The sequence below is a fragment of the Roseovarius tolerans genome (assembly GCF_900109855.1).
Lineage (GTDB): Bacteria > Pseudomonadota > Alphaproteobacteria > Rhodobacterales > Rhodobacteraceae > Roseovarius > Roseovarius tolerans.
The window spans coordinates 25,656-48,019 of sequence record NZ_FOBO01000020.1; the positions used below are offsets into that span (position 1 = coordinate 25,656).

Sequence of the window (22,364 nt, forward strand, 5' to 3'; positions counted from 1 at the left end):
ACCAGATCAGGCTGAAATTGGCAGGTTTTTCAGACGTTCCTTAAGGTTACCAGATTTCAAAGCGTTGTTGACGGGGAACCTGTTGCAGATTACGTCCCGAAAGACCGGTTTATCCGTGAAGACAGTCGCAAAGAAACGCAGATGAAAATCGTCGATATTTTCTAAGGAAAAATCGTCTCGGTGTCCGTGGCCGCTATTTGATATAAGAAGTCAGCGTTCCCGCCGTGCAATCATAGCGAATTCGACTGACGGGTTTTTGCCAAAACTATCAACATAGGCTTCGCACACATTCGTCCATTGGTCGTTGCTGTAAAAAGCCAAAATGATTGACTTAAGCCCTTGATAACTGACTCCAAGTCTTTCCTTGAATGCATGCTCAAACGAGCCGCTGTTCATCTCTTCCCCTTTTTCGAGGCGCTTGTCCCAACCTTCAAAAATGTCATGAGCCTGGTCAAGATCTTTGGGGCCCCAATCATTTCCAAGTATGAGAGCTTCGACAGGGTGCTTGTCGTAGTCAATGGATTCACCAAGAATCCGAACATGATAACGAAGTTTTTCTATAGCTTGAATGATTTCGACTTCTGTCATTGTTGCTCACCAGTATCAAAAGCTGTTGATCTTAGATCAGAAATTGCATCTTGGACTCGACCTTGCAGTGCTTGCCATTCTTCTCGCAGTTTCTCTTGTTCTACCTCAATTTTTTTCGGTTCTACTGGAAGATTTTCCAGTTGAGGGTCGCCTTTCGGTTTAGGCAAGGATTGGTAGGTATTTAGATGGCCTTGTGCCCTAACCAACAGCCCACGAGCTGTGCTGCCTGCTCCTACGGCTGGCAAAGCACCCAAGGCGGTATCGAACTCTTGTCGTATCGAAGCTATCTTGGGCTCAAATTGGCGTCCGCGTTGTTTTACTTTTCCGGGTGCTACATCTCGGATATGTTCCTGAGCGGTTTTTAGGCGCTCTGCCACGGCAGATAATTGAACTGTAGCCATTGCCGCCCTTGCACTTTGGTTCGCTTTGTACGCCTTTTGGGCCTGTTTGATAGCAACGATCATGCTTGCTATAGACGCAAGGGTGCCAACCCCTGTGAGCCAGAGTGCCAAATCCACCGTCAAAATCGAGTTCCATAAAGCCACGTGAACAGGTCTAATGCCCGTATGGGATCGTTTGCAACCTAGTATGTATAATGGCGGTTACGATTGCTCCTCCAGAAATTCTAAAGGGCTGGTTCGATCGGGTCCTCGCGCATGGTAATTTTTGCTCAGCAGACCGATTGATCCCGGCGTGCTAAACTGAAGCCATATGACAACAGATTTCACCAGCCCACGTCGGCGTGAGCCGCTGATTCAGCCTGCATCACAGGAGCGTGCAGCAGAAACCACCCCACAAAATAGAACTTTGCAGCAGGATACAGCGCCACCTGATATCATGCAGGGGCATGCAGCTTCCAAGCAGGACGACTACACGATCTCTGTTGAGCAGGTGCGCGAGCACTTTCGAGGCAAAGGTTTGACGAAGTCCAAAGACACGGTTCAACGTTGGTGTCGCTCTGGTGATCTTGACTGTAGAAAGCTTGGGCTTCTCAGTCGTTACTTCACCACCGAGACTTCCCTTCTGATGCTCGAACGCAAACTTCTGCCGGACATGATCGCTGAGAATGTTGGCCATGTCAGTTCAGGTGCAGCGATCGTGCAACAGGATGCAGGTGCAGATGAGGCTATTTCCACCGACGTACCGCAGCATGCACCAGTAGATGAACCTGCACGCGGCAACGTGCAGGTGGATGCAGTTGAGGATGCGGTTGCACGCAGCGATGTGCCGGCGCATGAAACTGCCACGCCGCTGCATGCCGCCGCAGAACTGGCCAGCTTGAGGGCAGAGAACGCCGGATTGAAAGAGCAATTGTCGGAAGCGAAAGAGAGCGCAAAGTTCTTGCGCGAAGAGATCGTATCGTCTCGCGGTCAGCGCGGCGATGTCGTCAAGATTGCTGAGCAGATGCTCGGGACACTTGAGACGATCGCAGTTGGCGGGCGACTTGAGCGACCCCGACAGCGAGCAAGTGAGCCGACACAAACCACCGACCCTGTGCGCTACGATGCACCAAATCCGACGGTGCATGATGTATAATAATGGCTATGAAAATGAAGTCGATTGGAGAGGTTATCCAAGAGAAGAACATCGTCATCAAGGGCGGCGATGTCTTTACCCAGGGCGGGTTCACGCAAGTGCCCAATGCGTTGCTTCGGGCCAAGGGGGTTTCACAAGGCGCCAAGCTGGTCTACGCGATGTTGCTCTCCTACGCATGGCACAACAATTCGTGTTTTCCGGGTCAAGACCGATTGGCCGATGATCTCAGCATATCAAGGCAGAGTGTAAACACCCACATCAAAGAGCTTGAGCGAAAGGACTACATCTCGATCAAACGGCGCGGCCTGGGCAAACCGAATACATACACCTTGTTCATGACCGCAAGGGGGCTGCAATCAACAGCGTCCAACAAATAGCACACATCCAGATGTCAAAAATTTGGACATCTGGATGTCGCATATCGGCACTTCTGCGTGTCCAAAATTTTGACACTAAGAATACACAGGTAAAAAGACGAAGAGAAGAATACTAAGAAAGGGTATTTATCAATCTTATCATTGGCTAACGGACATTCGAGCTTTGGCTCAAGTTCGCTATCGCGCAGCCTGATCTAGTTGCGTGATTTTCAAATAGGAGGTCGTCTTGACGAACCTTTGTGACGGTGGTCCCAAGGTTGGTGCATTGACCACAACTGCACTGGTGTCTACGAAACCTACGATGGTAAACCGTGGAGAGGCAGTTGCGATGAATGTGGGGCCGTCGTTTTCGCCATCAATCAATTGGGAGACAAAATAGAGACAAATCTACCAAGCTTCACATCTAAGTATCTGAAAAACAATAAAGGCCCCGTGGCTCAACTGGATAGAGCAGCCCCCTCCTAAGGGGCAGGTTGCAGGTTCGAATCCTGCCGGGGTCGCCAGATCACGTGACATGAGCGATATGAAAAGCCTCTGGAGTGTCAGCGGCAATCGGGCATTATGGGTCTGGCAGGGGAGGGACGGACGTTTTGCACAGGAAAGGCGGGAACTTGGACGCACCGTCAGAGCGGGGACCGGGAGTTCTGGTGCGGCTCTTCGGATCGGTCCGCATCCGTCTTCTGGTGATCGCGCTCTTGCCCATGCTGGTGCTGCTGCCGCTCTTGCTCGGCGGGACCACGCTGCGCTGGACCGGCAGGATCGACGATCTGCTGATCACCAAGGTCAATGGCGATCTCACCATCGCCGACCAATACCTCAAACGGCTGCTGGAGAATTCGGGCGAGCGGCTGGATGCCATCGCCAACTCCGTGGCCCTGCGCGCGGCGATGGAGACACCGCAGGCACGGGCGGCACTGCTGGAGGCGGAGCGCGAGAAACTCGGGCTCGATTTTCTCTACCTGACCGATGGCACGACCGCGCGGGACGGGTTCGGCCCGTCGGATTGGCCCGTGGTGCGCAGCGCCTTGCAGGGTCAGTGGCGCAGCGCGGTGGATATCCTGACCCCCGCTCAGATGGACGCGCTTGCGCCCGGCATGGCAGAGCAGGCGGCGATCCGACTGGTCGAGACGCGCGCCGCCGTGCCCACCGACCGCGCGGTCGAGGATCGCGGCATGATCATCCATTCCGCCGCCCCGATCCCCCTGCCCGACGGGCGGCCCGGCGCATTGGTGGGGGGCATGCTGCTCAACCGCAATCTCGATTTCATCGACACGATCAATGCGCTGGTCTACCGCGATCAGAGCCTGCCCGAGGGCAGCAAGGGCACCGCGACCCTCTTTCTGGAGGATGTGCGCGTCTCGACCAATGTGCGCCTTTTCGAGAACGTGCGCGCGCTCGGCACGCGGGTCTCGGCCGAGGTGCGGGCGCGGGTGCTGAGCGAGGGGCAGACCTGGCTCGACCGGGCGTTCGTGGTCAATGACTGGTACATCTCGGCCTATGAGCCCATCGTGGACAGCCGTGGCGCGCGGGTCGGCATGCTCTATGTCGGCTTTCTCGAGGCGCCCTTTCAGGCCGCCAAGACCAACACCATCGTCATCCTCGCCGCGCTGTTTGTGCTGATCGCGATCCTGTCGGTGCCGATCTTCCTGCGATGGGCCGGGCATATCTTTGGTCCGCTGGAACGCATGACCCAGACCATCGCGCAAGTGGAGGCCGGTGACCTGAACGCGCGCAACCGCCCCACGGCGGACACCGGCGAAATTGCGCAGGTCGCGGCGCATCTCGACGATTTGCTGGACCAGATACAGGAACGCGACCGCCAGCTGCGCGAATGGGGTGAGAGCCTGGAGCACAAGGTCGAGGCCCGCACCCGCGATCTGCGCGATGCCAATCGCAAGCTGGAAAAGACCACTGAACGCCTGATCATGTCTGAAAAACTGGCGGCCGTGGGCGAGATTACCGCCAGCGTGGCGCATGAGATCAACAATCCCATCGCCGTCATTCAGGGTAATCTGGAGGTCGCCCGGGCGACGCTCAGGCACGAGGCCGATGCCGTCAAGACCGAGTTCGACCTGATTGACGATCAGGTCTACCGGATCAGCGCCATCGTCTCGAAACTGCTGCAATTCGCCAAGCCAGAGGAATATTCCGGTGCCAGCAGCACGATCCAGCCCGCCGAGGTGGCGCGCGATTGCCTCGTGCTGACGCGGCACCAGATCGAGGCGGCGGGCGTGACGGTCAAGCTGCATTTGAAGAGCACCCGCACGGTGCTGATGGCGCGGACCGAGTTGCAGCAGGTGATCGTCAACCTGATCCTCAACGCGGTGCATGCGATGGCCGGGGGCGGCACGCTGACGATCCGGGTGTTTGACGAGGGGGACGGCGTGGCGATCCATGTCGAGGATACCGGCCACGGCATCACGCCGGAGGTGCGCAAGCGTATTTTCGATCCGTTCTACACCACCAAGCAGGCCGAGGGCACCGGCCTCGGCCTGTCGATCAGCCAGACCCTGATCACCCGCGCGGGCGGACAGTTGAGCGTCACCTCCACCCCCGACGAAGGCAGTTGCTTTCGCATCCACCTGCCCCGCACCGATCCGGTATGACGGCTGCGAAGTCGGCAGGCGGGTCCCAAAACACACCAAGGCGCATCGACCAGTGCTTGCCTGTGAGCGCCGCAAGCAACGTTTCACAAGCACCTGCAACAGGATTGTTGCAACCCGAGGTTATGAATTGAACGGACGATCAGCACTCTGTGATCGAGTGGCTACCGCGCGGACAAAGTTGCTCTTGGTGAAAGTCGGGATCAAGGTCGGCCATTGGCCTGGAGCGGACATAGCACCCCGCCAAAAGGTGCCGCGTGATCGCAGGGCCGGGGACTGGCGAAGCAACGGTCGTGGTGGGTACTTTATGCCAGCCAAGTCATTGTATCCTCGACACGTCGCGCAACTTCTCAAATCGCCAGGCCGCGGGACGGCCCGGCGATCACGCGGCACCTTCGGTGCGTTTCGCGCGGGTGGTGCATATCTCGGGTTCAGGCCAAGCCAAGCCGAGGTTCGTTTCTAACACAATTGACGCTCTGGCCTCCGAGCCGTCGTGCGCCACAGTTCTCACCAACGAAAACGCGTGTGCCATAGGTGCCAGACGACATCGCCGTGAAGCATGTGGTTTAGCCCGAAGCAGCCCCCGGAACACCCCTGAGCACTCTGTCGCAGGGGGGCGAAATCATCGGTTTCAAATCTATGTTAGGATGTAACCTATACCGGAGGTCACGTCATGGACACGCTGCTGTTGTCGCGTATTCAATTCGGGGCGAATATCTCGTTCCATATCCTGTTTCCCACGATCACCATCGCGCTGGGCTGGATGCTGCTGGCGTTCAAGCTGGCTTGGCAGCGGACCGGGAATGAGAAGTGGATGGAGGCCTATCGCTTCTGGGTGAAGGTCTTTGCGCTAAGCTTTGGCATGGGCGTCGTGTCGGGCATCACCATGTCGTTTCAGTTCGGCACCAACTGGCCCGGGTTCATGGAGGCCGTGGGCAATATCGCGGGGCCGCTTCTGGCCTATGAAGTTCTGACGGCGTTCTTTCTGGAGGCGGTTTTCCTCGGGATCATGCTCTTCGGGGCATCGCGTGTGCCCGTCTGGATGCACACGCTGGCGACGTTCCTCGTGGCCTTCGGCACCACCATGTCGGCCTTCTGGATTCTGGTGCTCAACAGCTGGATGCACACGCCCGCGGGTTTCGAGATGCGCGACGGCGTGGCGCATGCGACCGACTGGCTGGCGATCATCTTCAACCCCTCGATGCCCTACCGGCTGACCCACATGCTGCTAGCGAGCGGGCTCACCGTGGCGTTCTTGATCGCGGGCGTCTCGGCGCTGCGCTGGCTCTGGGGGGATCGCTCTGACGCGGTACGCGCGACGCTGCGCACTGGTGTGTTCGTCGGCGCCGCGCTCATCCCGCTGCAAATCCTCGCGGGCGATTTCCACGGGCTCAACACGCTGGAACATCAACCCGCCAAGGTGGCCGCGATGGAAGGTAACTGGGAAACGCGGGGCAACGTGCCGCTACTGCTATTTGCCGTGCCGGACGAGGCCGCGCGCGAGAACCGGTTCGAGATCGGCATTCCCAACGGCGCGTCGCTCATTCTCAAGCATCACGCGGCGGGCGTAGTGCCGGGGCTCAATGATTTCGTTGGCGAGGATGGTAGCGTCATGCATCCGCCGGTTGCCCCGGTCTTCTACAGCTTCCGGGTGATGGTCGGCACCGGCTTTGCGATGCTGTTTCTCAGCTGGGGGGCGGCAATCCTGATGACGCGCCGCCGCGCCGGGGTCGAGGGGCTGCCGCGCCCGGTCCTCTGGGCGATGGTGCCGATGGCGCTGTCGGGCTGGGTCGCCACGCTGGCGGGCTGGTACACCACCGAAATCGGGCGTCAGCCCTGGCTTGTGACCGGCGTGCTGAACACCGAACAGGCGGTGGCTGCCGTGCCCGCGCCGATGGTTGCCACCACGCTCATCGCCTATCTCACGGTCTATGCGGCGCTGCTGATCGCCTATATCGGCGCGATCCTCTACCTCGCGCGCAAGGCGGCGCACGGGGACAGGCCCGAAACCACCACTCCGCGCGGACAGCCGATGGCCGCGCATGTTCCCGGAGAATGACATGACCTATTTCGGAGACCCCGCACTCTGGCTGCCGCTCACCTTTGCCGCACTCATGGGCCTGTCGATCCTGATCTACGTGGTGCTCGACGGGTTCGACCTTGGCGTCGGCGTGCTGTTCCCGTTCGCGGAGCCGGCGGAAAAGGACCGCATGGTTGCCTCTATCGGGCCGTTCTGGGACGCCAACGAGACCTGGCTGGTGCTGGCCATCGGCATCCTGCTGGTGGCCTTTCCGGCGGCGCATGGCGCGATCCTGACGGCGCTTTACCTGCCGGTGGCGATCATGCTGATCGGCCTCATCCTGCGCGGTGTGGCGTTCGAGTTCCGGGCCAAGGCCCCACCCGCGCGCAAGGGTCTTTGGAACCTGTCGTTCTACGCGGGCAGCATGATGACGGCACTGTCACAAGGCTACATGCTGGGCATGTATATCATGGGTCTGGAACAGCGCCCGGCGACATGGGCCTTTGCTGCGCTGACGGCGGTGTTCCTGACGGTGGGCTATAGCTTCATCGGGGCGGCGTGGCTGATCCTCAAGACCGAAGGCGCGTTGCAGCGCAAGGCGGTCGGCTGGGCCAAGGGCGGCATCTGGGGGCTGATCCTCGGCCTTGGCGCGGTGTCGCTCGCCTCGCCCCTCGTCAGCCCGCGCATTTTTGACAAATGGTTCGCGATGCCCGAGGCGCTGTTTCTGGCCCCGCTGCCGATTATCTCGGCGGCGCTGGTAGCGCTTCTGTGGATCGCGCTGCGGCGTTTGCCCGCACGGGACGACAGTTTTGCGTGGTTTCCGTTCGCCGTCAGCATCGCGCTTTTTGCGCTGGCGTTCTGCGGCATGGCCTACAGCTTTTACCCTTATGTGGTGCCCGAGAAACTGACCATCTACGAGGCGGCAAGCGCGCCCGAGAGCCTGTTCATCATCCTCATCGGCACGCTCTTCGTGCTACCGATGATCCTGGGGTACACCGCGCTCTCGTACCGGGTGTTCCGGGGCAAGGCGACCGCGCTGAGCTACGAGTGATCAGAGCACCCGGATCACGTCCTTGTCGATGGCAAGCATGTAACCGCGCCGCGCGATATTCTTGACCAGCAATTCGCTCACCAGCTGATTGCCGAGGGTGTCGCGCAGGCGCTTGATCCGGGTGGCGCCAGCCGCCTCCTCGCAATCCTCGGTCTTGCGGCCCGAGATAACCGCCTCGATCTCCGCCCCGGTCAGCACATCGTCATCAAGTCGCGCCTCGGCGAGAACGCTGAGCGTTTCCATCGCGGCATCGGTCAGCTTGAACCCCATATTGTTGAGATAGACGGTCTTCTCGTCACGGCTGATCAAGAGGGAACTGACCTGAATGCCCGACCGCTCGATCTGCGCCATCCGGCGATTGAGGGTGATCAGCATCACCAGAAAGACCAATGCGGCCACCAGTAGCGCCGTGGCAAAGACCAGCAGGACGAAGATGACCATCCGGTAACTGACAAGTGTTTCCGAAAACGCCGTGCCCGAGAGCGCGAGGATTTCCAGCAGCTTGATCTCGCCCTCGCCGGTCAGCGCATCGTTCTCGACGAAGATCCGCTCGACCCGCGCATTGAAGGCATTGGCGTCGGGCAGGCTGAGAAACAGGAAGATGGCCGCGAGCGTCAGGATCGCCACGATCGCGACCACGCCGATGATCACCACCCGATTGCCCGCGCGGCGCGCATCCGCCGCCGTGGCCTCTATTCCGCGCATCGGCGTGTCCTCGCGTCGCTCACCATCACTTTTCCTTCTTCGACAACACCTTGAGCAGGGTCAGCCCGCGCGCAGACAGCTGCGAGCGCAGCGCGGCCTCGGCCTGTGAGCACGGCGCATTGACCGTGGTCACATCATAGTAAAGCTCAAGCGGCTTGTCGCGCTTGGCCTTGTATTCCACCTGACAGGCGGCATGCGCGGCCCCGGCCAAAAGAGACAGGCCAAGGGCGGCGATGGTGAGGCGTGTGATCTGTGTCATGTCGGCAAGATGCGCCGAACCCCGCGGCTATTCAATATCCCGTGACCCGAAATGACCCGGAAAGAGCCTGATATCTGATATCATGGGGCCGATATTGCGTGTCTTGGCAGGCTTGGCCCACCTTCAGTGGATCGCGGACGGTCATGCAGGCCGCACGCCAGGGACACACCGTCCACCCATCTGAAAGGAAAGATCATGCACCGCAAGTTCATCGCCTTCATCATCGGCTCGGCCATGACCGTCACAAGCCTTGCCGCCTCGCCCGTCGAGGCCCGCGACCGGGGCGAAGCCGCCGCCATCATCGCAGGGGTCGCCGCCCTTGCCATCGTGGGGGCGGCCATCGCCGACAACAAGCGTGACAAGCGCCGGGACTACGTCTCGCGCGGGTATGGTCACAAGAGCTATGGCTATGCCCCGCGCCGCCATAACGGGTATCGCGCGGCACCACGTCAACGCGTGCAGCGCGGTCATCCCAACGCCTTTCGTCGTGGCCACTACGGGACCCGCCATTACACGGGGCAACGGAACCGTCAGTACGGCTCCGACTATCGCCGCGATCGCTACGGTAAGTAAGGCAAGCTGAAAGGAGAGTATGATGTTCACCAGGATCACGACCATCCTGACCGCCGCCACGCTCAGCCTCGGCTTTGGTCTTGCCGACCCCGCGCTCGCCCGGGACCGCAGCGACAATGCCAACCTTCTCGGCGGGCTGATCGTGGGCGGGCTGATCGGCGCGGCCATTGCGAATGACAACAATGACAATGATCGGCACGGGCGCGGCCATGTCTCTCGCGGGCACAATGACGGTCACCATGCGGGGCGCGGTCACGGGCGCGGCCATGACAAGGGCTATGGTCATGCCAAACGGGTCAACCTGCCCGGTAAATGCCGGGTCTATAACGGCCATCGCTCGGGCTATTCCGGGCGGTGCCTGCGCGGCTACAATTATGGCCATGCCGCACTGCCGTCGGCCTGCGCCGTGCGGGTGGGCGGGCATCACCGCACCATCTACCGTGACCGCTGTCTGAACCAATACGGCTATTACTGAACCATCGAGCAGGCCGGTAAAGGGAAGGGGCGCGCCTCTTCCCTTTGCATTTCGGCCTTTGCATTTTGAGGGTGGCATGCGATCTGCCTGCTGCATGACCGGCCCCGATCTCTTTCATGAAACCGAGGCCCGCGTGGCGGGTTTCTCTCGCATTGCCGGGGTGGACGAGGTTGGACGCGGCCCGATTGCCGGGCCTGTGACCGCCGCCGCCGTGATCCTCGATCCCGCGCGCATTCCCGATGGGCTGAACGACTCCAAGGTGCTGAGCGCAAAACGCCGTGAGGCGCTCTGTGCCGCGCTGATGCATTGCGCGCAGGTCTCGGTCGCGCATGCGACGGTCGTGGAAATCGACGAGATCAACATCCTGCGCGCATCCCATCTGGCTATGGAGCGGGCGATTGCGGGGCTCGATGTCGCCCCTGACATGGCGCTCATCGACGGCAATCTGATCCCGCGCGGCCTGACCCTTCCGGCGCGTGCGATCATCAAGGGGGATGCCGCGTCATTGTCGATTGCGGCGGCCTCGATTGTGGCGAAAACAAGGCGCGATCAGCTGATGCGGGATTTGGCGCAACAGTTCCCCGGCTACGGCTGGGAGCGTAACGCGGGCTACCCTTCCAAAAGCCACAAGGACGCACTTCTAAATCTCGGTGTGACCCCACACCATAGACGTTCCTTCAAATCGGTCCACAATATCTTGTATCAAGATAAATAACTAACCTACTGATTCAAAAAAGAAATTGACGGCGAATCGGGTTTGACTCATCTTTGACCTCAATAACACCAGAGCGCATCAGCGCCGGCACAGAGGCAGAAGATGAAAACGATGACCAAGAAAAAGAGCGCGCCTGCGCTCCCTCTCAACACGATTGTGGACGGTGATTGCATCGAGGTGATGAATGGCCTGCCCGAGGCCAGCGTCGACCTGATCTTCGCCGACCCGCCCTATAATCTGCAACTGCGCGGCGATCTGCACCGGCCCGACAACAGCCAGGTCGATGCCGTAGACGACGCCTGGGACCAGTTCGCCAGCTTTGCCGCCTATGACCGGTTCACGCATGACTGGCTGGCGGCGGCGCGGCGTATCCTGAAACCCAATGGGGCGATCTGGGTCATCGGCTCGTATCACAACATCTTTCGCGTGGGCGCCGCGTTGCAGGATGCGGGTTTCTGGGTGCTCAATGACGTGGTCTGGCGCAAATCAAACCCGATGCCGAATTTTCGCGGCAAGCGCCTGACCAACGCGCATGAGACGATGATCTGGGCCAGTAAGGAAGAAGGCGCGAAATACACCTTCAACTACGAAGCCCTAAAATCGCTCAATGACGGGATCCAGATGCGCTCGGACTGGGTGCTGCCCATCTGCACCGGGCATGAGCGGCTCAAGGACGACAACGGCGACAAGGCGCACCCGACGCAAAAACCCGAGAGCCTGCTGCACCGGGTCTTGGTTGGATCGACCAATCCCGGCGATGTGGTGCTTGATCCGTTTTTCGGCACCGGCACGACCGGGGCGGTCGCCAAGATGCTGGGCCGCGATTACATCGGGATCGAGCGCGAAGCCGCCTATCGCAAGGTGGCTGAAAAGCGGCTCGCGAATATCCGCAAATACGACCGCGACGCGCTTCAGGTCTCGACTTCCAAACGCGCCGAGCCGCGTGTGCCTTTCGGCACGCTCATCGAACGGGGCATGCTGCGCCCGGGCGAGGAACTCTATTCCATGAACAAGCGCCACAAGGCCAAGGTGCGCGCCGATGGCACGCTCATCGGCGGCGATGTCAAAGGTTCGATCCATCAGGTCGGCGCGCATCTCGAAGGCGCACCCTCCTGCAATGGCTGGACCTATTGGTGCTTTCGCCGCGAGGGCAAGACCGTGCCCATCGACGTGCTGCGCCAGCAGATCCGCTCGGAGATGGAAGAGCGGCCCAACTGATCACCCGGTCACCGCCGGTGCCCGAGGCCTGACTTGATCGGGCACCACTGACCTGCCCCGCCCTCATGGCGGGGCCTTTTTCGTGTCAGTATCCGCGATCCGGATCGACGATATTGAACAGGCTTTCGCCCCTGCGCCAATGACCGAGGTTATCGAGGAAGAGCGCAAAAGACTGCATCGCCCAACCGTCGTAGACCGCCGAGCAATGCGGCGACAGGATCACCCGATCGAGGCCCCAGAGCGGATGATCGCCGGGCAGCGGCTCGGTCTCGAACACGTCGAGCGCGGCCCCCCTCAGGTGCCCCATGCGCATCGCATTGACCAGCGCCGCGCCATCCAGCACCCAGCCGCGCGAGACATCGACAAGGATCGCGTCCCGCTTCATCGCCATCAGGGCGCGGGAGTTCACAAGGCCCCGCGTTCCGGGCAAGAGCGGCACAGACAGCACCACGATATCCGCCTTGCCCCAAAGCCCCGGCAACGCATCGGGGCTGTGCACCTCGTCCACATTCTCCATCGGTTGCGGGCGCGCGCGGGTGCCGATCACCCACAGGCCAAACGCCTTGGCCCGTTCTGCGACCGCCCGACCGGTATGCCCTAGCCCGACGATCAGCATGGTCTTGCCCTTGAGCGGCGTCATCAGCCTAGAGCGTTCCCAGTGCCGTTCCGCGCGGTTGGCGGCCATCCCGTCGATATCGAGCGTGAAATGCAGCACCGCGCCAAAGACATACTCGGCAATCATCGCGGCCGCGACCCCGGCGGCGTTGCTGACCGTCACCGCCCCGGCATCCCACGGCGTCAGATGATCCACCCCGGCCCCGCCCACCGCGATCCATGGCGGGCCATGCGCGCCAAGCAGCGCCGCGCGCGGATAGCCCACGCGCCCATGGAATGCGACGGAATAGACGATATCGGGCCTGAACTCCGCCAGCACCGGATCAAGACCGTCATAGCTGTCATGCCCGCGCGCCTCGATCTCCGGCGCGACCTCGGCCAGCCGCGCCAGCATCGGGGCGGGGTCACTGGTATGGATCAGGATGCGCGGGGCGTCGGTCATGGGGCGTCCGGTTCGGGGGTGACGAGGCTTGCAAGCTGCGAGAATTCGGTGCCTTGGTCAAGCATTCGGCGGCGCATGCTCCAAAGCGCGTCGATCCGCGCCTCTGTCAGCGTGCCCCCAGCCATCACCGACAGCTTGGCGCGAATATCGGCCTCGGGCATCGGCGCCTCGGGTCCGCCGCGCGCGTTGCAATCACCCGAGTGGACTTCGCGCCCATCCTTCAGCCGCACCGTGACGTCCGACCACCGCCCCTCTGGAAAGCGCGCCGAATGGCGCGGCTCCTCGCGCACGGTGATGCGGGCGTGCATCGCCGCCACGCACGGGTCGCGCAGCGCGTCGCCAGTAATCTCCGCCGGGCCGAGACGGCCATGCACGAGATAGGCCGCGAGCGCGAAGCCGAGCGAATACTGCGCCTCGCTCGTGGTCTCGGGCATGCCGGGAAAGAGGGCGGCGGATTGCGCGAAGGTGGCCACCTCCAGCGTCTCGATATGATCCGGGGTCACGCCCTCCTCCTCTGCCAGAACCCGCAGGCATTCGAGCCCGCCATGCGCCCAGCGGCAGATCGGATAGGGTTTGATATAATTGCGCATCACCGTCCAGTCGCGGCCCAGATCGGCCCAGACATGCGCCACCTCGGCCCCCTCGACGGTGATCGCGGGCGCGCCGGTGAACCCGCGTTCAGCCTGTAACAGGGACGAAATCCCGACAAATGCCCCCATGCCAGAACCATCATGCAGCATCGTGGGGCTGGCGATCTCGCGCATCATCTGGCTGCGTGGCCCGTGATATTCGGCGATGCCCAGTGCGTGGCGCAGCACCTCTTCGGTATCTCCCCGCAGATGCGCGCCCAGCGCCGCCACGCCCAGCGCGTTCCACGCGCCAGAGGTGTGGTAATCGCTCACCGTGGCATGCAGCGCGACAGCGGCGCGCGCTGCCACCTCGTAGCCCATGGTCAGTGCGGTGAGCGCCTGCCGCCCGGTCAGACTAGGGCGCGCTTCGGCAAAGGCGAAAAGCGCAGGCACCAACGCGCAGCCGATATGCCCCTTGGTGGCATTCAGCCCGTCATGCGCATCGAGGTTGTCGATCTGCGTGGCCAGCGCCCAGGCTACCCCCGGCATCGCACAGCGCCGCCCGTCGAAAAGCAGCGTCGCACGGTGCTCCTCGCGCGCGGCACCGTGAAAATCGCAGGCGAACTCGCGCGCGATCCGCCCCACATCGAGCGCCGCCGCCCCTGCCGCAACCCCCAGCGTGTCGATGAGCAGGGTCGCTGTCTGCAACAGCACCTCCTCGGGCACGGTAAGGTCGGGATCGAGCGCGAACCGCGCGATCGGGTCGAACTGTCGGGGATTGGCGGCATAGAACATGATCGCGCCTTTCAGGATCTGGCCATGATCCATCGTGACGCAGGACGGTGGTGCCTTGCAGACGGTTTGCGACATATCCTGTCCCGCTTTCACCCCTTGCGAGGGCCCAACGTGACTGTTACCTCTATGGCAACTCCGTTGGGGTGCCCGGAATGCACGGGCTGAGAGGCGATGCGCCAACCCATCGAACCTGATCCGGCTAACACCGGCGTAGGGAACGGACCGATGCACGCCTCGCGCGCCCCCCGTCCGTTCCCCGCAAGACTGAGAGGAACGGCAGATGATTGCCACAGCTTTGACAATCGCAGGCTCCGACAGCGGCGGCGGTGCCGGTATTCAGGCCGATCTCAAGACCTTTTCGGCATTGGGCGTCTATGGCACCAGCGTGATCACCGCCGTGACCGCGCAGAACACCCGCGCGGTGACCGATGTGCACCCGATCCCCAATGCCAGCGTGGCGGCGCAGATTGCGGCGGTATTGGGCGATATCAGGGTTGATGCGATCAAGATCGGCATGCTGGGTGATGCCGCGCTGACCAAGACGGTGGCGCGGGCGCTGGAAGGGTATCGCGGCCCCGTGGTGCTCGACCCCGTAATGGTTGCGAAATCGGGTGCCCGGCTGTTGCCGGATGCGGCGCGCGCGGCGTTGATCGCGCAGCTTCTGCCGCGTGCCGATCTTCTGACACCGAACCTGCCCGAGGCGGCGGCGCTTCTGGGCTGTTCTGAGGCCATGAATGATGCCGAAATGCAGAACCAGGGCGCGCGGCTGCGCGTGATGGGGGCCAAGGCGGTGCTGATGAAGGGCGGCCACGGGCAAGGCGAGATCTGCACCGACTGGCTGATCGCCGATGAGGTGACGCGCCTCAACGCCCGCCGCATCGCAACCCGCAATACCCACGGCACCGGCTGCACGCTGTCCTCCGCCATCGCGGCGGGGCTGGCAAAGGGACTAACCGTGTCAAAAGCGGTTGAGGACGCCCACGGCTGGCTGCACCGCGCGATCCTGGCCGCCGACGCGCTCGAGATCGGGCAGGGGCATGGGCCTGTGCATCATTTTCACGAGGTCTGGACATGACCGAAGCTGTCACTATCCGCGGCGCGGGCATCGTGGGGCTGTGCGTCGCCACCGAACTCATCAACCGTGGCGTCGCCGTCACCCTGCGCGACCCCGCGCCATCGCCCGGCGCGCATGGCTGTTCGTGGTGGGCGGGCGGCATGCTTGCGCCCTTCTGCGAGGGTTTCACCGCAGAAGAGCCGGTGGTGCGGTTGGGGCAACAGGCCGCCGATTGGTGGCAGGCGCAGGGCGTCGAGGTGATCCGTCGCGGCTCGCTCGTGGTGACCTTGCAGCGCGACCGTCGCGAACTCGATCAATTCGCGCGGCGCACCACCGGGCACCGGCTGGTCACCGGCGAGGATTTGGCTGCGTTAGAGCCGCATCTGGCCGACCGCCACGACCGCGCGCTCTACTTCACAGACGAAGCGCATATCGACCCGCGCGCGGCGCTCTTGCATCTGCGCAAGCGGTTGGAGGACACAGGCGCGCGGTTCGAGCAAAGCGACGCCGCCCCCACGGGCCCGGTGATCGACTGTCGCGGGCTTGCGGCACAGGACACCCTGCCCGACCTGCGCGGCGTCAAGGGTGAGATGGTGATATTGCGCAGCCGTGATGTGACCCTGACCCGTCCCGTTCGCCTGCTGCACCCGCGTTTTCCGCTTTATATCGTGCCGCGCGGCGACGGCGTGTTCATGCTGGGCGCGACACAGATCGAGAGCGAGGAGAAGGGGCGCGCCTCGGCCCGTTCGGTGATGGAACTGCTCTCTGCCGCCTACGCGCTCCACCCCGCCTTTGGCGAGGCCGAAGTTATGGAAATCGGGGCCGACGCGCGTCCGGCCTTCCCCGACAACCTGCCGCGCATCACCCGCAAGGACGAGATGATCCACGTCAACGGCCTCTTTCGCCATGGATTTCTATTGTCGCCTGCCGTCGCACGCATGACCGCCGGGCTGGTTACGCGCGAGAACGAAACATCGGAGTTGGTCCATGAAGATCACGGTTAACGGAACCGCACAGGAGACCGCCGCCACGACACTCGACGCGCTGCTGATCGAGTTGGGCTATGGCGAGGCCAAGGTGGCAACAGCGGTGAACGAAGGCTTCGTTCCCGCCACTTTGAGGCCTGAACAGAGACTGAACGAGGGGGATCGCGTGGAGATCGTGGCCCCTCGGCAAGGGGGCTGACATGCCAACGTATTACGACACCGAAATCAAATCGCGCCTGATGCTGGGCACCGCGCAATACCCCTCGCCTGCGATCCTGGCGCAGGCGTTCAAACGCTCCGGCGCGGGCATTGCCACCGTTTCGGTGCGCCGCGAGGCCGGGGGCGAGCGCGCGGGGCAAGCCTTCTGGGACATGATCGGTGATCTGGGCGTTCACGTCCTGCCCAACACCGCCGGCTGCCATTCGGTGCGCGAGGCGGTAACCACGGCGCAGATGGCGCGGGAACTCTTTGACACCAACTGGATCAAGCTCGAGGTGATCGGCCATGCCGATACGTTGCAGCCCGATCCGTTCGGCCTTGTCGAAGCGGCGCACATCCTGACCGATGACGGCTTTCAGGTCTTTCCCTATTGCACCGAGGACCTGGTGCTCTGCGAGCGGCTGGTCGAGGCCGGGTGCCGGGTTCTGATGCCCTGGGGCGCGCCCATCGGCACCGGGCTGGGGCTCAACAATATCTACGGGCTGCGCAGTTTGCGCGCACATTTCCCCGACCTGCCGCTGGTGATTGACGCAGGTCTCGGCCTGCCGTCACAGGCGGCGCACGCAATGGAATTGGGTTATGATGCGGTGCTCTTGAATACAGCGGTCGCCAAGGCGGGTGATCCGGTAGCCATGGCCCAAGGGTTCGCCCGCGCGCTGGAGGCGGGTCGCCTGGGGTTTGAGGCCGACCCGATGGAGCCGCGCGACATGGCCGCCCCGTCGACGCCTGTTCTTGGGAGGGCGTTTACCTGATGACCTTGCCGCGGTTTTACCCGATTTTCGATGACGCCTCATGGCTGCGCCGCCTTTTGCCGCTTGGCGTGGGGCTTGTGCAATTGCGGGTCAAGGATATGACCGGCGAAGCACTGAAACAGCAAATTACGCAGGCACAGAGCCTGTGTAGTGAGACTGGCGCGATCCTTGTGGTCAACGATCACTGGCAGGCGGCGATTGATGAGGGGTGCGACTGGGTGCATCTGGGGCAAGAGGATCTCGATACCGCCGACATTCCCGCCATTCGCCGCGCCGGAATCAAGCTGGGCCTCAGCACCCATGACCATACTGAGCTGGACCGCGCCCTGTCGCATGACCCCGATTATGTGGCACTTGGTCCCGTATATCCGACCATTCTCAAGAAAATGAAGTGGCACGAGCAGGGGTTGGACAAGCTCACGGAATGGAAGCGGTTGATCGGCGACATCCCCCTCGTCGCCATCGGCGGCATGTCGGTGGAGCGGGCGCAAGGTGCGTTCGAGGCGGGGGCCGATGTGGTCTCTGCCGTGACCGATATCACGCTCAATGACACCCCCGAGGCGCGGGTGCGGCAATGGATCGAGGCCACGACATGAACCGTTATGCTCGCCAGATCGCCCTGCCTGAATTCGGGGCAGAGGGGCAGACGCGGCTTGCGGCGGCGCATGTGTTGGTTGTCGGCGCAGGCGGACTTGCCGCGCCGGTGCTGCAATACCTTGTGGGCGCGGGCATGGGGCGGATCACGCTGATGGATGGCGACCGGGTTTCCCTGAGCAACCTGCACCGTCAAACGCTGTTTCGCATGGAGGATGTCGGCCTGCCCAAGGCACAGATTGCCGCCGTGCATATGGGCGCACTCAATCCGGACTGCGCAATTTCCGCCGTTTCAGAGCCGCTTGACCCAATGAATGCATCGGATCACGTGGCCGCTGCTGATCTGGTTCTGGACTGCGCCGACAGTTTCGCCGCGAGCTATGTGCTGTCCGACACCTGCCTTGAACTGGGCAGGCCGCTGATCAGCGCGTCGGTCGTGGGCACCTCCGGCTATGTCGGCGGGTTCTGCGGCGGCGCGCCGTCTTTGCGGGCGGTGTTCCCTGACCTGCCGGACCGTTTGGGCAGTTGCGATACAGATGGCGTGCTGGGGCCTTGCGTGGGCGTCATCGGCAGCCTTCAGGCACAGATGGCAATGGCAATTTTGGCAGGGATTGAGCCACAACCGCTCGGCCAACTCGTCACGTTCGACGCCATCGGCCACCGCTTCGGCGGCTTCCGTTTCGATGGCGCGCCCGAGCCGGAAAGCGGCTTTGGCTTCATCGCGCCTGCGCAGATCACGCCGGGCGACTGGCTGGTGGACCTGCGCGCCGAGGACGAATCCGGCCCCGCCCTATTAGACGCCAAGCGCCACAGCGTGCCCGATTTCGACACCCTGCACCCCCAAGGCGCGCGCGCCGTGCTGGCCTGCCGCTCTGGCCTGCGGTCATGGCAGGCCGCGACGCGGCTGCGTGGCCATTGGGACGGAGAGATTGCATTGATCGCCCTCGGCGATCTCCAACAGGAGAGAGACACATGAAATATCTGACCCTGATCCTCGCCCTTCTGGCCGCCCCGGCCATGGCGCAGGACAAGATGACGCTGATCCTCGACTGGTTCGTGAACCCCGATCACGGCCCGATCATCCTGGCCGAGGAACTGGGATATTTCGAAGAGGCCGGTCTGGAGGTCGAGGTAATCGCCCCCGCCGACCCCTCCGACCCGCCCAAGATGGTTGCCGCTGGGCAGGCGGATCTGGCGATTTCCTATCAGCCGCAGTTGCATATGCAGATCGAGAACGGGCTGCCGCTGCGCCGGGTCGGCACACTGGTCGCCACGCCGCTCAACTGCCTGCTGGTGCTGAAGGATGGTCCGGTGAAATCCACCGCCGATCTCAAGGGTCGCAAGGTCGGCTTTTCCGTGGCGGGGGTCGAGGAGGTGCTGCTCTCGACCATTCTCGCGCAGCATGGCCATAACCTGAGCGATATCGAACTGGTCAGCGTGAACTGGTCGCTCTCGCCCTCGCTGATGTCCGGTCAGGTGGATGCGGTGATCGGCGCCTATCGCAATTTCGAACTCAATCAGATGGAGATCGAAGGCGTGCCGGGCCGCTGTTTCTATATCGAGGAAGAGGGCGTGCCCGCCTATGACGAGCTGATCTATGTCGCCAATCCCGACCGCATGGATGCCGACATGATCCGCCGCTTCCTGCATGCGACCGAGCGCGCGACGCAATACATCATGAACCATCCGCAAGAGAGCTGGGAGATATTCGCCGGCACCTCGCGCGAGTTGCAGGACGAGCTGAACGAGAAAGCCTGGGTGGACACCTTCCCGCGCTTTGCCACCCGTCCCGCCGCGCTCGATCACGCGCGCTACAAGCGGTTCGAGCAGTTCCTGCTGGAGGCGGGGATGATCGAGACTGACACGCCCGTTTCGGGCCTTGCCATGGACCTGAACGCAGAATGACCCATGATTACGGAGCGACCTTCCCCCGCCTGCGCGATGCGGCTGGGACGGTCTGGACGCACTACACCCATCACGCCTTTGTCGAGGGGCTGCGCGAGGGCACGCTGCCGCGCAAGGCGTTTCTCGGATACCTGGTGCAGGATTACGTGTTCCTCATCCATTTCGCCCGCGCCTGGGCCTTGGCCGTGACCAAGGCGGATGCGCTCGAAGAGATGCGCGCCAGTGCGGCCACGGTGGACGCACTGGTCAATCACGAGCTCAGCCTACATGTGAAAACCTGCGCCGAGGCGGGGCTGAGCGAGGACGACCTCTATAGCGCCGAGGAACACCCCGCCAACCTCGCCTATACCCGCTACGTGCTCGATGCCGGGCATTCGGGGAATTTCCTCGACCTGCTGGCGGTACTTGCACCCTGCGTCATGGGATATGGCGAGATCGGCGCGCGGCTGGGGCCGGTGCCCGATGATCACCCCTATGCCGATTGGATCGGCACCTATGCGGGCGACGACTATCAGCAGGTCTGCCGCGATGCGGGCGCGCTTTTTGACGGGGCGGTCGCGCGCCGTCTGGGGGATGACCCGACAACGACGCCCGGATGGGACCGGCTCTGCCACCGCTTCACCACCGCCACGCGGCTCGAGGTGGCGTTCTGGGATATGGGGCTCAGCTTCGGACGCTAGCCCCTTGCCCCCTTGGCCCCTGCCGCGTAGAACGCGGGCCAAGTCAGAGCATGGAGCCGCGTGATGCTGGATCTCACCTACGAATCCCCGAAACCCAAGGTCATCGCCGGGGCGAAACACGACTGGGAACTCGTCATCGGGATGGAGGTGCACGCACAGGTCGCCTCCAACGCCAAGCTCTTCTCCGGGGCCTCCACCCGCTTCGGGGCCGAGCCCAATTCCAACGTCGCCTTTGTCGACGCGGCGATGCCGGGCATGCTGCCGGTGATCAACGAGTTTTGCGTCGAACAGGCGGTGCGCACCGGGCTGGGCCTCAAGGCGCAGATCAACCTCTGGTCGGCCTTTGACCGCAAGAACTATTTCTACCCCGACCTGCCGCAGGGCTACCAGATCAGCCAGCTTTACCATCCTCTGGTGGGTGAGGGCGAAATCCTCGTCGACATGGAACCGGGCATCGCGCGGCTGGTGCGGATCGAACGTATCCATATGGAGCAGGACGCAGGCAAATCCATCCACGACATGGACCCAGCAATGTCCTTTGTCGATCTGAACCGCACCGGCGTCTGCCTGATGGAGATCGTCAGCCGCCCCGACATTCGTGGCCCGGAAGAGGCCGCCGCCTATGTCACCAAGCTGCGCCAGATCCTGCGTTACCTGGGCACCTGCGACGGCAACATGCAGAACGGCAACCTGCGGGCGGACGTCAACGTGTCGATCTGCCGTCCGGGGCAGTATGAGAGATACATGGAAACGCAGGATTTCGCGCATCTGGGCACCCGCTGCGAGATCAAGAACATGAACTCCATGCGCTTTATCCAGATGGCGATTGATTACGAGGCGCGCCGCCAGATTGCGATTGTCGAAGCGGGCGGCGAGGTGGTGCAGGAGACCCGCCTCTATGACCCGGACAAGAACGAGACCCGGTCCATGCGCTCCAAGGAAGAGGCGCATGATTACCGCTATTTCCCCGATCCCGACCTGCTGCCGCTGGAAATCGAGCAGGAATGGGTCGATGAGATCGCGGCCAATCTCCCCGAACTGCCCGACGCCAAGAAGGCGCGGTTTGTGCTGGAGTTCGGCCTCAGCGAGTATGACGCCAGCGTGCTGACCGCCGATCTCGCCAACGCCGGATATTTCGAGCAGGTCGCAGCAGGTGCAGGCGACGGCAAGCTGGCGGCGAACTGGGTGATCAACGAACTCTTTGGACGGTTGAAGAAGGAAGACCACTCCATCGAGGACAGCCCGGTCAGCCCGGCGCAACTGGCCGCCATCGTGCGGCTGATCAAGTCCGACGCCATTTCCGGCAAGATCGCCAAGGACCTCTTTGAGATCGTCTATACCGAGGGCGGTGACCCCGAAGAGATCGTCGAGGCGCGCGGTATGAAACAGGTCACCGACACCGGCGCGATCGAGCAGGCCGTCGACGAGATCATCGCCGCCAACCCCGCGCAGGTCGAAAAGGCACAAGCCAACCCGAAACTCGCAGGCTGGTTCGTGGGGCAGGTGATGAAGGCCACCGGCGGCAAGGCCAACCCCAAGGCAGTGAACGAGATCGTGACGGCGAAGCTGGGGCTGTAACGGCCTCCGCCCGATCTTCCCCATTTGAAAGCGCCCTGAACTTGCCTAATCTCTC

The 22,364-nt window shown here is 62.3% G+C and carries 24 protein-coding genes, 1 tRNA gene and 1 riboswitch; of the genes, 19 read left to right on the forward strand and 6 right to left on the reverse strand.

The window, feature by feature from the left end:
• Positions 1 to 210 precede the first annotated feature (210 nt).
• Together BMX04_RS16250 and BMX04_RS19155 are read right to left on the reverse strand one after the other, a co-directional pair.
• On the reverse strand, positions 211 to 588 hold the full coding sequence (locus BMX04_RS16250) for a hypothetical protein (protein ID WP_074787943.1): 378 nt from the start codon (positions 586 to 588) through the stop codon (positions 211 to 213).
• Positions 585 to 1,133 carry a hypothetical protein gene (locus BMX04_RS19155; RefSeq protein ID WP_139194593.1) on the reverse strand — a complete coding sequence of 183 codons (549 nt, stop codon included), beginning with the start codon at positions 1,131 to 1,133 and terminating at the stop codon, positions 585 to 587. Before BMX04_RS19155 ends, BMX04_RS16250 begins: the two co-directional genes overlap by 4 nt.
• A 166-nt stretch (positions 1,134 to 1,299) precedes the next feature.
• Between BMX04_RS19155 and BMX04_RS16260 the strand changes: the two genes are divergently transcribed.
• The 6 genes from BMX04_RS16260 to BMX04_RS16285 all read left to right on the forward strand — a co-directional run bounded on the left by BMX04_RS16260 (position 1,300) and on the right by BMX04_RS16285 (position 8,175).
• Positions 1,300 to 2,124, forward strand: a complete 825-nt coding sequence (locus tag BMX04_RS16260; RefSeq protein WP_139194594.1) for a hypothetical protein — start codon at positions 1,300 to 1,302, stop codon at positions 2,122 to 2,124.
• 2 nt (positions 2,125 to 2,126) lie between these two features.
• Positions 2,127 to 2,501, forward strand: a complete 375-nt coding sequence (locus tag BMX04_RS16265) for a helix-turn-helix domain-containing protein (protein WP_074787946.1) — start codon at positions 2,127 to 2,129, stop codon at positions 2,499 to 2,501.
• Between the two features lie 426 nt (positions 2,502 to 2,927).
• A tRNA-Arg gene (locus BMX04_RS16270) sits at positions 2,928 to 3,004 on the forward strand.
• Positions 3,005 to 3,202: 198 nt separating this feature from the next.
• Entirely contained in the window at positions 3,203 to 5,107 is a 1,905-nt protein-coding gene (locus tag BMX04_RS16275) for a sensor histidine kinase (protein WP_083398219.1), read from the forward strand.
• Positions 5,108 to 5,777: 670 nt separating this feature from the next.
• Complete coding sequence (locus BMX04_RS16280; RefSeq protein ID WP_074787948.1) at positions 5,778 to 7,163, forward strand: cytochrome ubiquinol oxidase subunit I; 1,386 nt, start codon at positions 5,778 to 5,780, stop codon at positions 7,161 to 7,163.
• A gap of 1 nt (position 7,164) precedes the next feature.
• Entirely contained in the window at positions 7,165 to 8,175 is a 1,011-nt protein-coding gene (locus BMX04_RS16285; RefSeq protein WP_074787949.1) for a cytochrome d ubiquinol oxidase subunit II, read from the forward strand.
• On the opposite strand, the gene BMX04_RS16290 is transcribed toward BMX04_RS16285, so the two are convergent.
• Positions 8,176 to 8,880 (reverse strand): winged helix-turn-helix domain-containing protein, encoded by a 705-nt coding sequence (locus BMX04_RS16290; protein ID WP_074787950.1) that lies wholly within the window; start codon positions 8,878 to 8,880, stop codon positions 8,176 to 8,178.
• A 25-nt stretch (positions 8,881 to 8,905) separates the two neighbouring features.
• Entirely contained in the window at positions 8,906 to 9,139 is a 234-nt protein-coding gene (locus BMX04_RS16295) for a hypothetical protein (protein ID WP_050663066.1), read from the reverse strand.
• Between the two features lie 195 nt (positions 9,140 to 9,334).
• Between BMX04_RS16295 and BMX04_RS19505 the strand changes: the two genes are divergently transcribed.
• The 4 genes from BMX04_RS19505 (at position 9,335) to BMX04_RS16315 (ending at position 12,120) form a co-directional block, all read left to right on the forward strand.
• Positions 9,335 to 9,712 (forward strand): hypothetical protein, encoded by a 378-nt coding sequence (locus BMX04_RS19505; protein ID WP_074787951.1) that lies wholly within the window; start codon positions 9,335 to 9,337, stop codon positions 9,710 to 9,712.
• 22 nt (positions 9,713 to 9,734) lie between these two features.
• Entirely contained in the window at positions 9,735 to 10,187 is a 453-nt protein-coding gene (locus BMX04_RS16305) for a hypothetical protein (protein WP_074787952.1), read from the forward strand.
• Positions 10,188 to 10,281: 94 nt separating this feature from the next.
• A complete protein-coding gene (locus tag BMX04_RS16310; protein ID WP_074787972.1) occupies positions 10,282 to 10,902 on the forward strand; it encodes a ribonuclease HII in 621 nt (206 codons plus the stop codon).
• A gap of 102 nt (positions 10,903 to 11,004) precedes the next feature.
• On the forward strand, positions 11,005 to 12,120 hold the full coding sequence (locus tag BMX04_RS16315; protein ID WP_074787953.1) for a site-specific DNA-methyltransferase: 1,116 nt from the start codon (positions 11,005 to 11,007) through the stop codon (positions 12,118 to 12,120).
• An 85-nt stretch (positions 12,121 to 12,205) separates the two neighbouring features.
• Here BMX04_RS16315 and BMX04_RS16320 read toward each other — a convergent pair whose 3' ends face one another.
• Together BMX04_RS16320 and BMX04_RS16325 are read right to left on the reverse strand one after the other, a co-directional pair.
• Positions 12,206 to 13,177 (reverse strand): D-2-hydroxyacid dehydrogenase, encoded by a 972-nt coding sequence (locus BMX04_RS16320; protein WP_074787954.1) that lies wholly within the window; start codon positions 13,175 to 13,177, stop codon positions 12,206 to 12,208.
• Complete coding sequence (locus BMX04_RS16325; RefSeq protein WP_244888573.1) at positions 13,174 to 14,616, reverse strand: MmgE/PrpD family protein; 1,443 nt, start codon at positions 14,614 to 14,616, stop codon at positions 13,174 to 13,176. The genes BMX04_RS16320 and BMX04_RS16325 overlap by 4 nt, the downstream gene beginning before the upstream one ends.
• 54 nt (positions 14,617 to 14,670) lie before the next feature.
• Positions 14,671 to 14,775, forward strand: a riboswitch (TPP riboswitch).
• A gap of 46 nt (positions 14,776 to 14,821) precedes the next feature.
• Between BMX04_RS16325 and thiD the strand changes: the two genes are divergently transcribed.
• From thiD to gatB, 9 genes are all read left to right on the forward strand, one after another.
• Complete coding sequence (thiD, locus tag BMX04_RS16330) at positions 14,822 to 15,616, forward strand: bifunctional hydroxymethylpyrimidine kinase/phosphomethylpyrimidine kinase (protein WP_074787955.1); 795 nt, start codon at positions 14,822 to 14,824, stop codon at positions 15,614 to 15,616.
• Positions 15,613 to 16,599, forward strand: a complete 987-nt coding sequence (locus tag BMX04_RS16335) for an FAD-dependent oxidoreductase (protein ID WP_074787956.1) — start codon at positions 15,613 to 15,615, stop codon at positions 16,597 to 16,599. Before thiD ends, BMX04_RS16335 begins: the two co-directional genes overlap by 4 nt.
• Positions 16,583 to 16,780: a sulfur carrier protein ThiS gene (gene thiS / locus BMX04_RS16340; protein ID WP_074787957.1), complete on the forward strand. Its 198-nt coding sequence runs from the start codon at positions 16,583 to 16,585 to the stop codon at positions 16,778 to 16,780. Before BMX04_RS16335 ends, thiS begins: the two co-directional genes overlap by 17 nt.
• A 1-nt stretch (position 16,781) precedes the next feature.
• Entirely contained in the window at positions 16,782 to 17,552 is a 771-nt protein-coding gene (locus BMX04_RS16345; RefSeq protein ID WP_074787958.1) for a thiazole synthase, read from the forward strand.
• On the forward strand, positions 17,552 to 18,148 hold the full coding sequence (locus tag BMX04_RS16350) for a thiamine phosphate synthase (RefSeq protein WP_074787959.1): 597 nt from the start codon (positions 17,552 to 17,554) through the stop codon (positions 18,146 to 18,148). Before BMX04_RS16345 ends, BMX04_RS16350 begins: the two co-directional genes overlap by 1 nt.
• Positions 18,145 to 19,122: a HesA/MoeB/ThiF family protein gene (locus BMX04_RS16355; protein ID WP_074787960.1), complete on the forward strand. Its 978-nt coding sequence runs from the start codon at positions 18,145 to 18,147 to the stop codon at positions 19,120 to 19,122. The genes BMX04_RS16350 and BMX04_RS16355 overlap by 4 nt, the downstream gene beginning before the upstream one ends.
• Positions 19,119 to 20,051 (forward strand): ABC transporter substrate-binding protein, encoded by a 933-nt coding sequence (locus tag BMX04_RS16360; RefSeq protein WP_074787961.1) that lies wholly within the window; start codon positions 19,119 to 19,121, stop codon positions 20,049 to 20,051. Before BMX04_RS16355 ends, BMX04_RS16360 begins: the two co-directional genes overlap by 4 nt.
• Positions 20,048 to 20,731: a thiaminase II gene (gene tenA / locus BMX04_RS16365; RefSeq protein WP_074787962.1), complete on the forward strand. Its 684-nt coding sequence runs from the start codon at positions 20,048 to 20,050 to the stop codon at positions 20,729 to 20,731. The genes BMX04_RS16360 and tenA overlap by 4 nt, the downstream gene beginning before the upstream one ends.
• A gap of 63 nt (positions 20,732 to 20,794) precedes the next feature.
• Positions 20,795 to 22,309 carry an Asp-tRNA(Asn)/Glu-tRNA(Gln) amidotransferase subunit GatB gene (gene gatB, locus BMX04_RS16370; protein WP_074787963.1) on the forward strand — a complete coding sequence of 505 codons (1,515 nt, stop codon included), beginning with the start codon at positions 20,795 to 20,797 and terminating at the stop codon, positions 22,307 to 22,309.
• The last annotated feature ends 55 nt before the right edge of the window (positions 22,310 to 22,364 follow it).

What these genes read in the sequence shown, in the direction of transcription:
- BMX04_RS16250 (WP_074787943.1), bottom strand. Translation starts at nt 588, where the DNA reads ATGACAGAAGTCGAAATCATTCAAGCTATAGAAAAACTTCGTTATCAT.
- BMX04_RS16260 (WP_139194594.1), top strand. Translation starts at nt 1,300, where the DNA reads ATGACAACAGATTTCACCAGCCCACGTCGGCGTGAGCCGCTGATTCAG.
- BMX04_RS16265 (WP_074787946.1), top strand. Translation starts at nt 2,127, where the DNA reads ATGGCTATGAAAATGAAGTCGATTGGAGAGGTTATCCAAGAGAAGAAC.
- BMX04_RS16275 (WP_083398219.1), top strand. Translation starts at nt 3,203, where the DNA reads ATGCTGGTGCTGCTGCCGCTCTTGCTCGGCGGGACCACGCTGCGCTGG.
- BMX04_RS16280 (WP_074787948.1), top strand. Translation starts at nt 5,778, where the DNA reads ATGGACACGCTGCTGTTGTCGCGTATTCAATTCGGGGCGAATATCTCG.
- BMX04_RS16285 (WP_074787949.1), top strand. Translation starts at nt 7,165, where the DNA reads ATGACCTATTTCGGAGACCCCGCACTCTGGCTGCCGCTCACCTTTGCC.
- BMX04_RS16290 (WP_074787950.1), bottom strand. Translation starts at nt 8,880, where the DNA reads ATGCGCGGAATAGAGGCCACGGCGGCGGATGCGCGCCGCGCGGGCAAT.
- BMX04_RS16295 (WP_050663066.1), bottom strand. Translation starts at nt 9,139, where the DNA reads ATGACACAGATCACACGCCTCACCATCGCCGCCCTTGGCCTGTCTCTT.
- BMX04_RS19505 (WP_074787951.1), top strand. Translation starts at nt 9,335, where the DNA reads ATGCACCGCAAGTTCATCGCCTTCATCATCGGCTCGGCCATGACCGTC.
- BMX04_RS16305 (WP_074787952.1), top strand. Translation starts at nt 9,735, where the DNA reads ATGTTCACCAGGATCACGACCATCCTGACCGCCGCCACGCTCAGCCTC.
- BMX04_RS16310 (WP_074787972.1), top strand. Translation starts at nt 10,282, where the DNA reads ATGACCGGCCCCGATCTCTTTCATGAAACCGAGGCCCGCGTGGCGGGT.
- BMX04_RS16315 (WP_074787953.1), top strand. Translation starts at nt 11,005, where the DNA reads ATGAAAACGATGACCAAGAAAAAGAGCGCGCCTGCGCTCCCTCTCAAC.
- BMX04_RS16320 (WP_074787954.1), bottom strand. Translation starts at nt 13,177, where the DNA reads ATGACCGACGCCCCGCGCATCCTGATCCATACCAGTGACCCCGCCCCG.
- BMX04_RS16325 (WP_244888573.1), bottom strand. Translation starts at nt 14,616, where the DNA reads ATGTCGCAAACCGTCTGCAAGGCACCACCGTCCTGCGTCACGATGGAT.
- thiD (WP_074787955.1), top strand. Translation starts at nt 14,822, where the DNA reads ATGATTGCCACAGCTTTGACAATCGCAGGCTCCGACAGCGGCGGCGGT.
- BMX04_RS16335 (WP_074787956.1), top strand. Translation starts at nt 15,613, where the DNA reads ATGACCGAAGCTGTCACTATCCGCGGCGCGGGCATCGTGGGGCTGTGC.
- thiS (WP_074787957.1), top strand. Translation starts at nt 16,583, where the DNA reads ATGAAGATCACGGTTAACGGAACCGCACAGGAGACCGCCGCCACGACA.
- BMX04_RS16345 (WP_074787958.1), top strand. Translation starts at nt 16,782, where the DNA reads ATGCCAACGTATTACGACACCGAAATCAAATCGCGCCTGATGCTGGGC.
- BMX04_RS16350 (WP_074787959.1), top strand. Translation starts at nt 17,552, where the DNA reads ATGACCTTGCCGCGGTTTTACCCGATTTTCGATGACGCCTCATGGCTG.
- BMX04_RS16355 (WP_074787960.1), top strand. Translation starts at nt 18,145, where the DNA reads ATGAACCGTTATGCTCGCCAGATCGCCCTGCCTGAATTCGGGGCAGAG.
- BMX04_RS16360 (WP_074787961.1), top strand. Translation starts at nt 19,119, where the DNA reads ATGAAATATCTGACCCTGATCCTCGCCCTTCTGGCCGCCCCGGCCATG.
- tenA (WP_074787962.1), top strand. Translation starts at nt 20,048, where the DNA reads ATGACCCATGATTACGGAGCGACCTTCCCCCGCCTGCGCGATGCGGCT.
- gatB (WP_074787963.1), top strand. Translation starts at nt 20,795, where the DNA reads ATGCTGGATCTCACCTACGAATCCCCGAAACCCAAGGTCATCGCCGGG.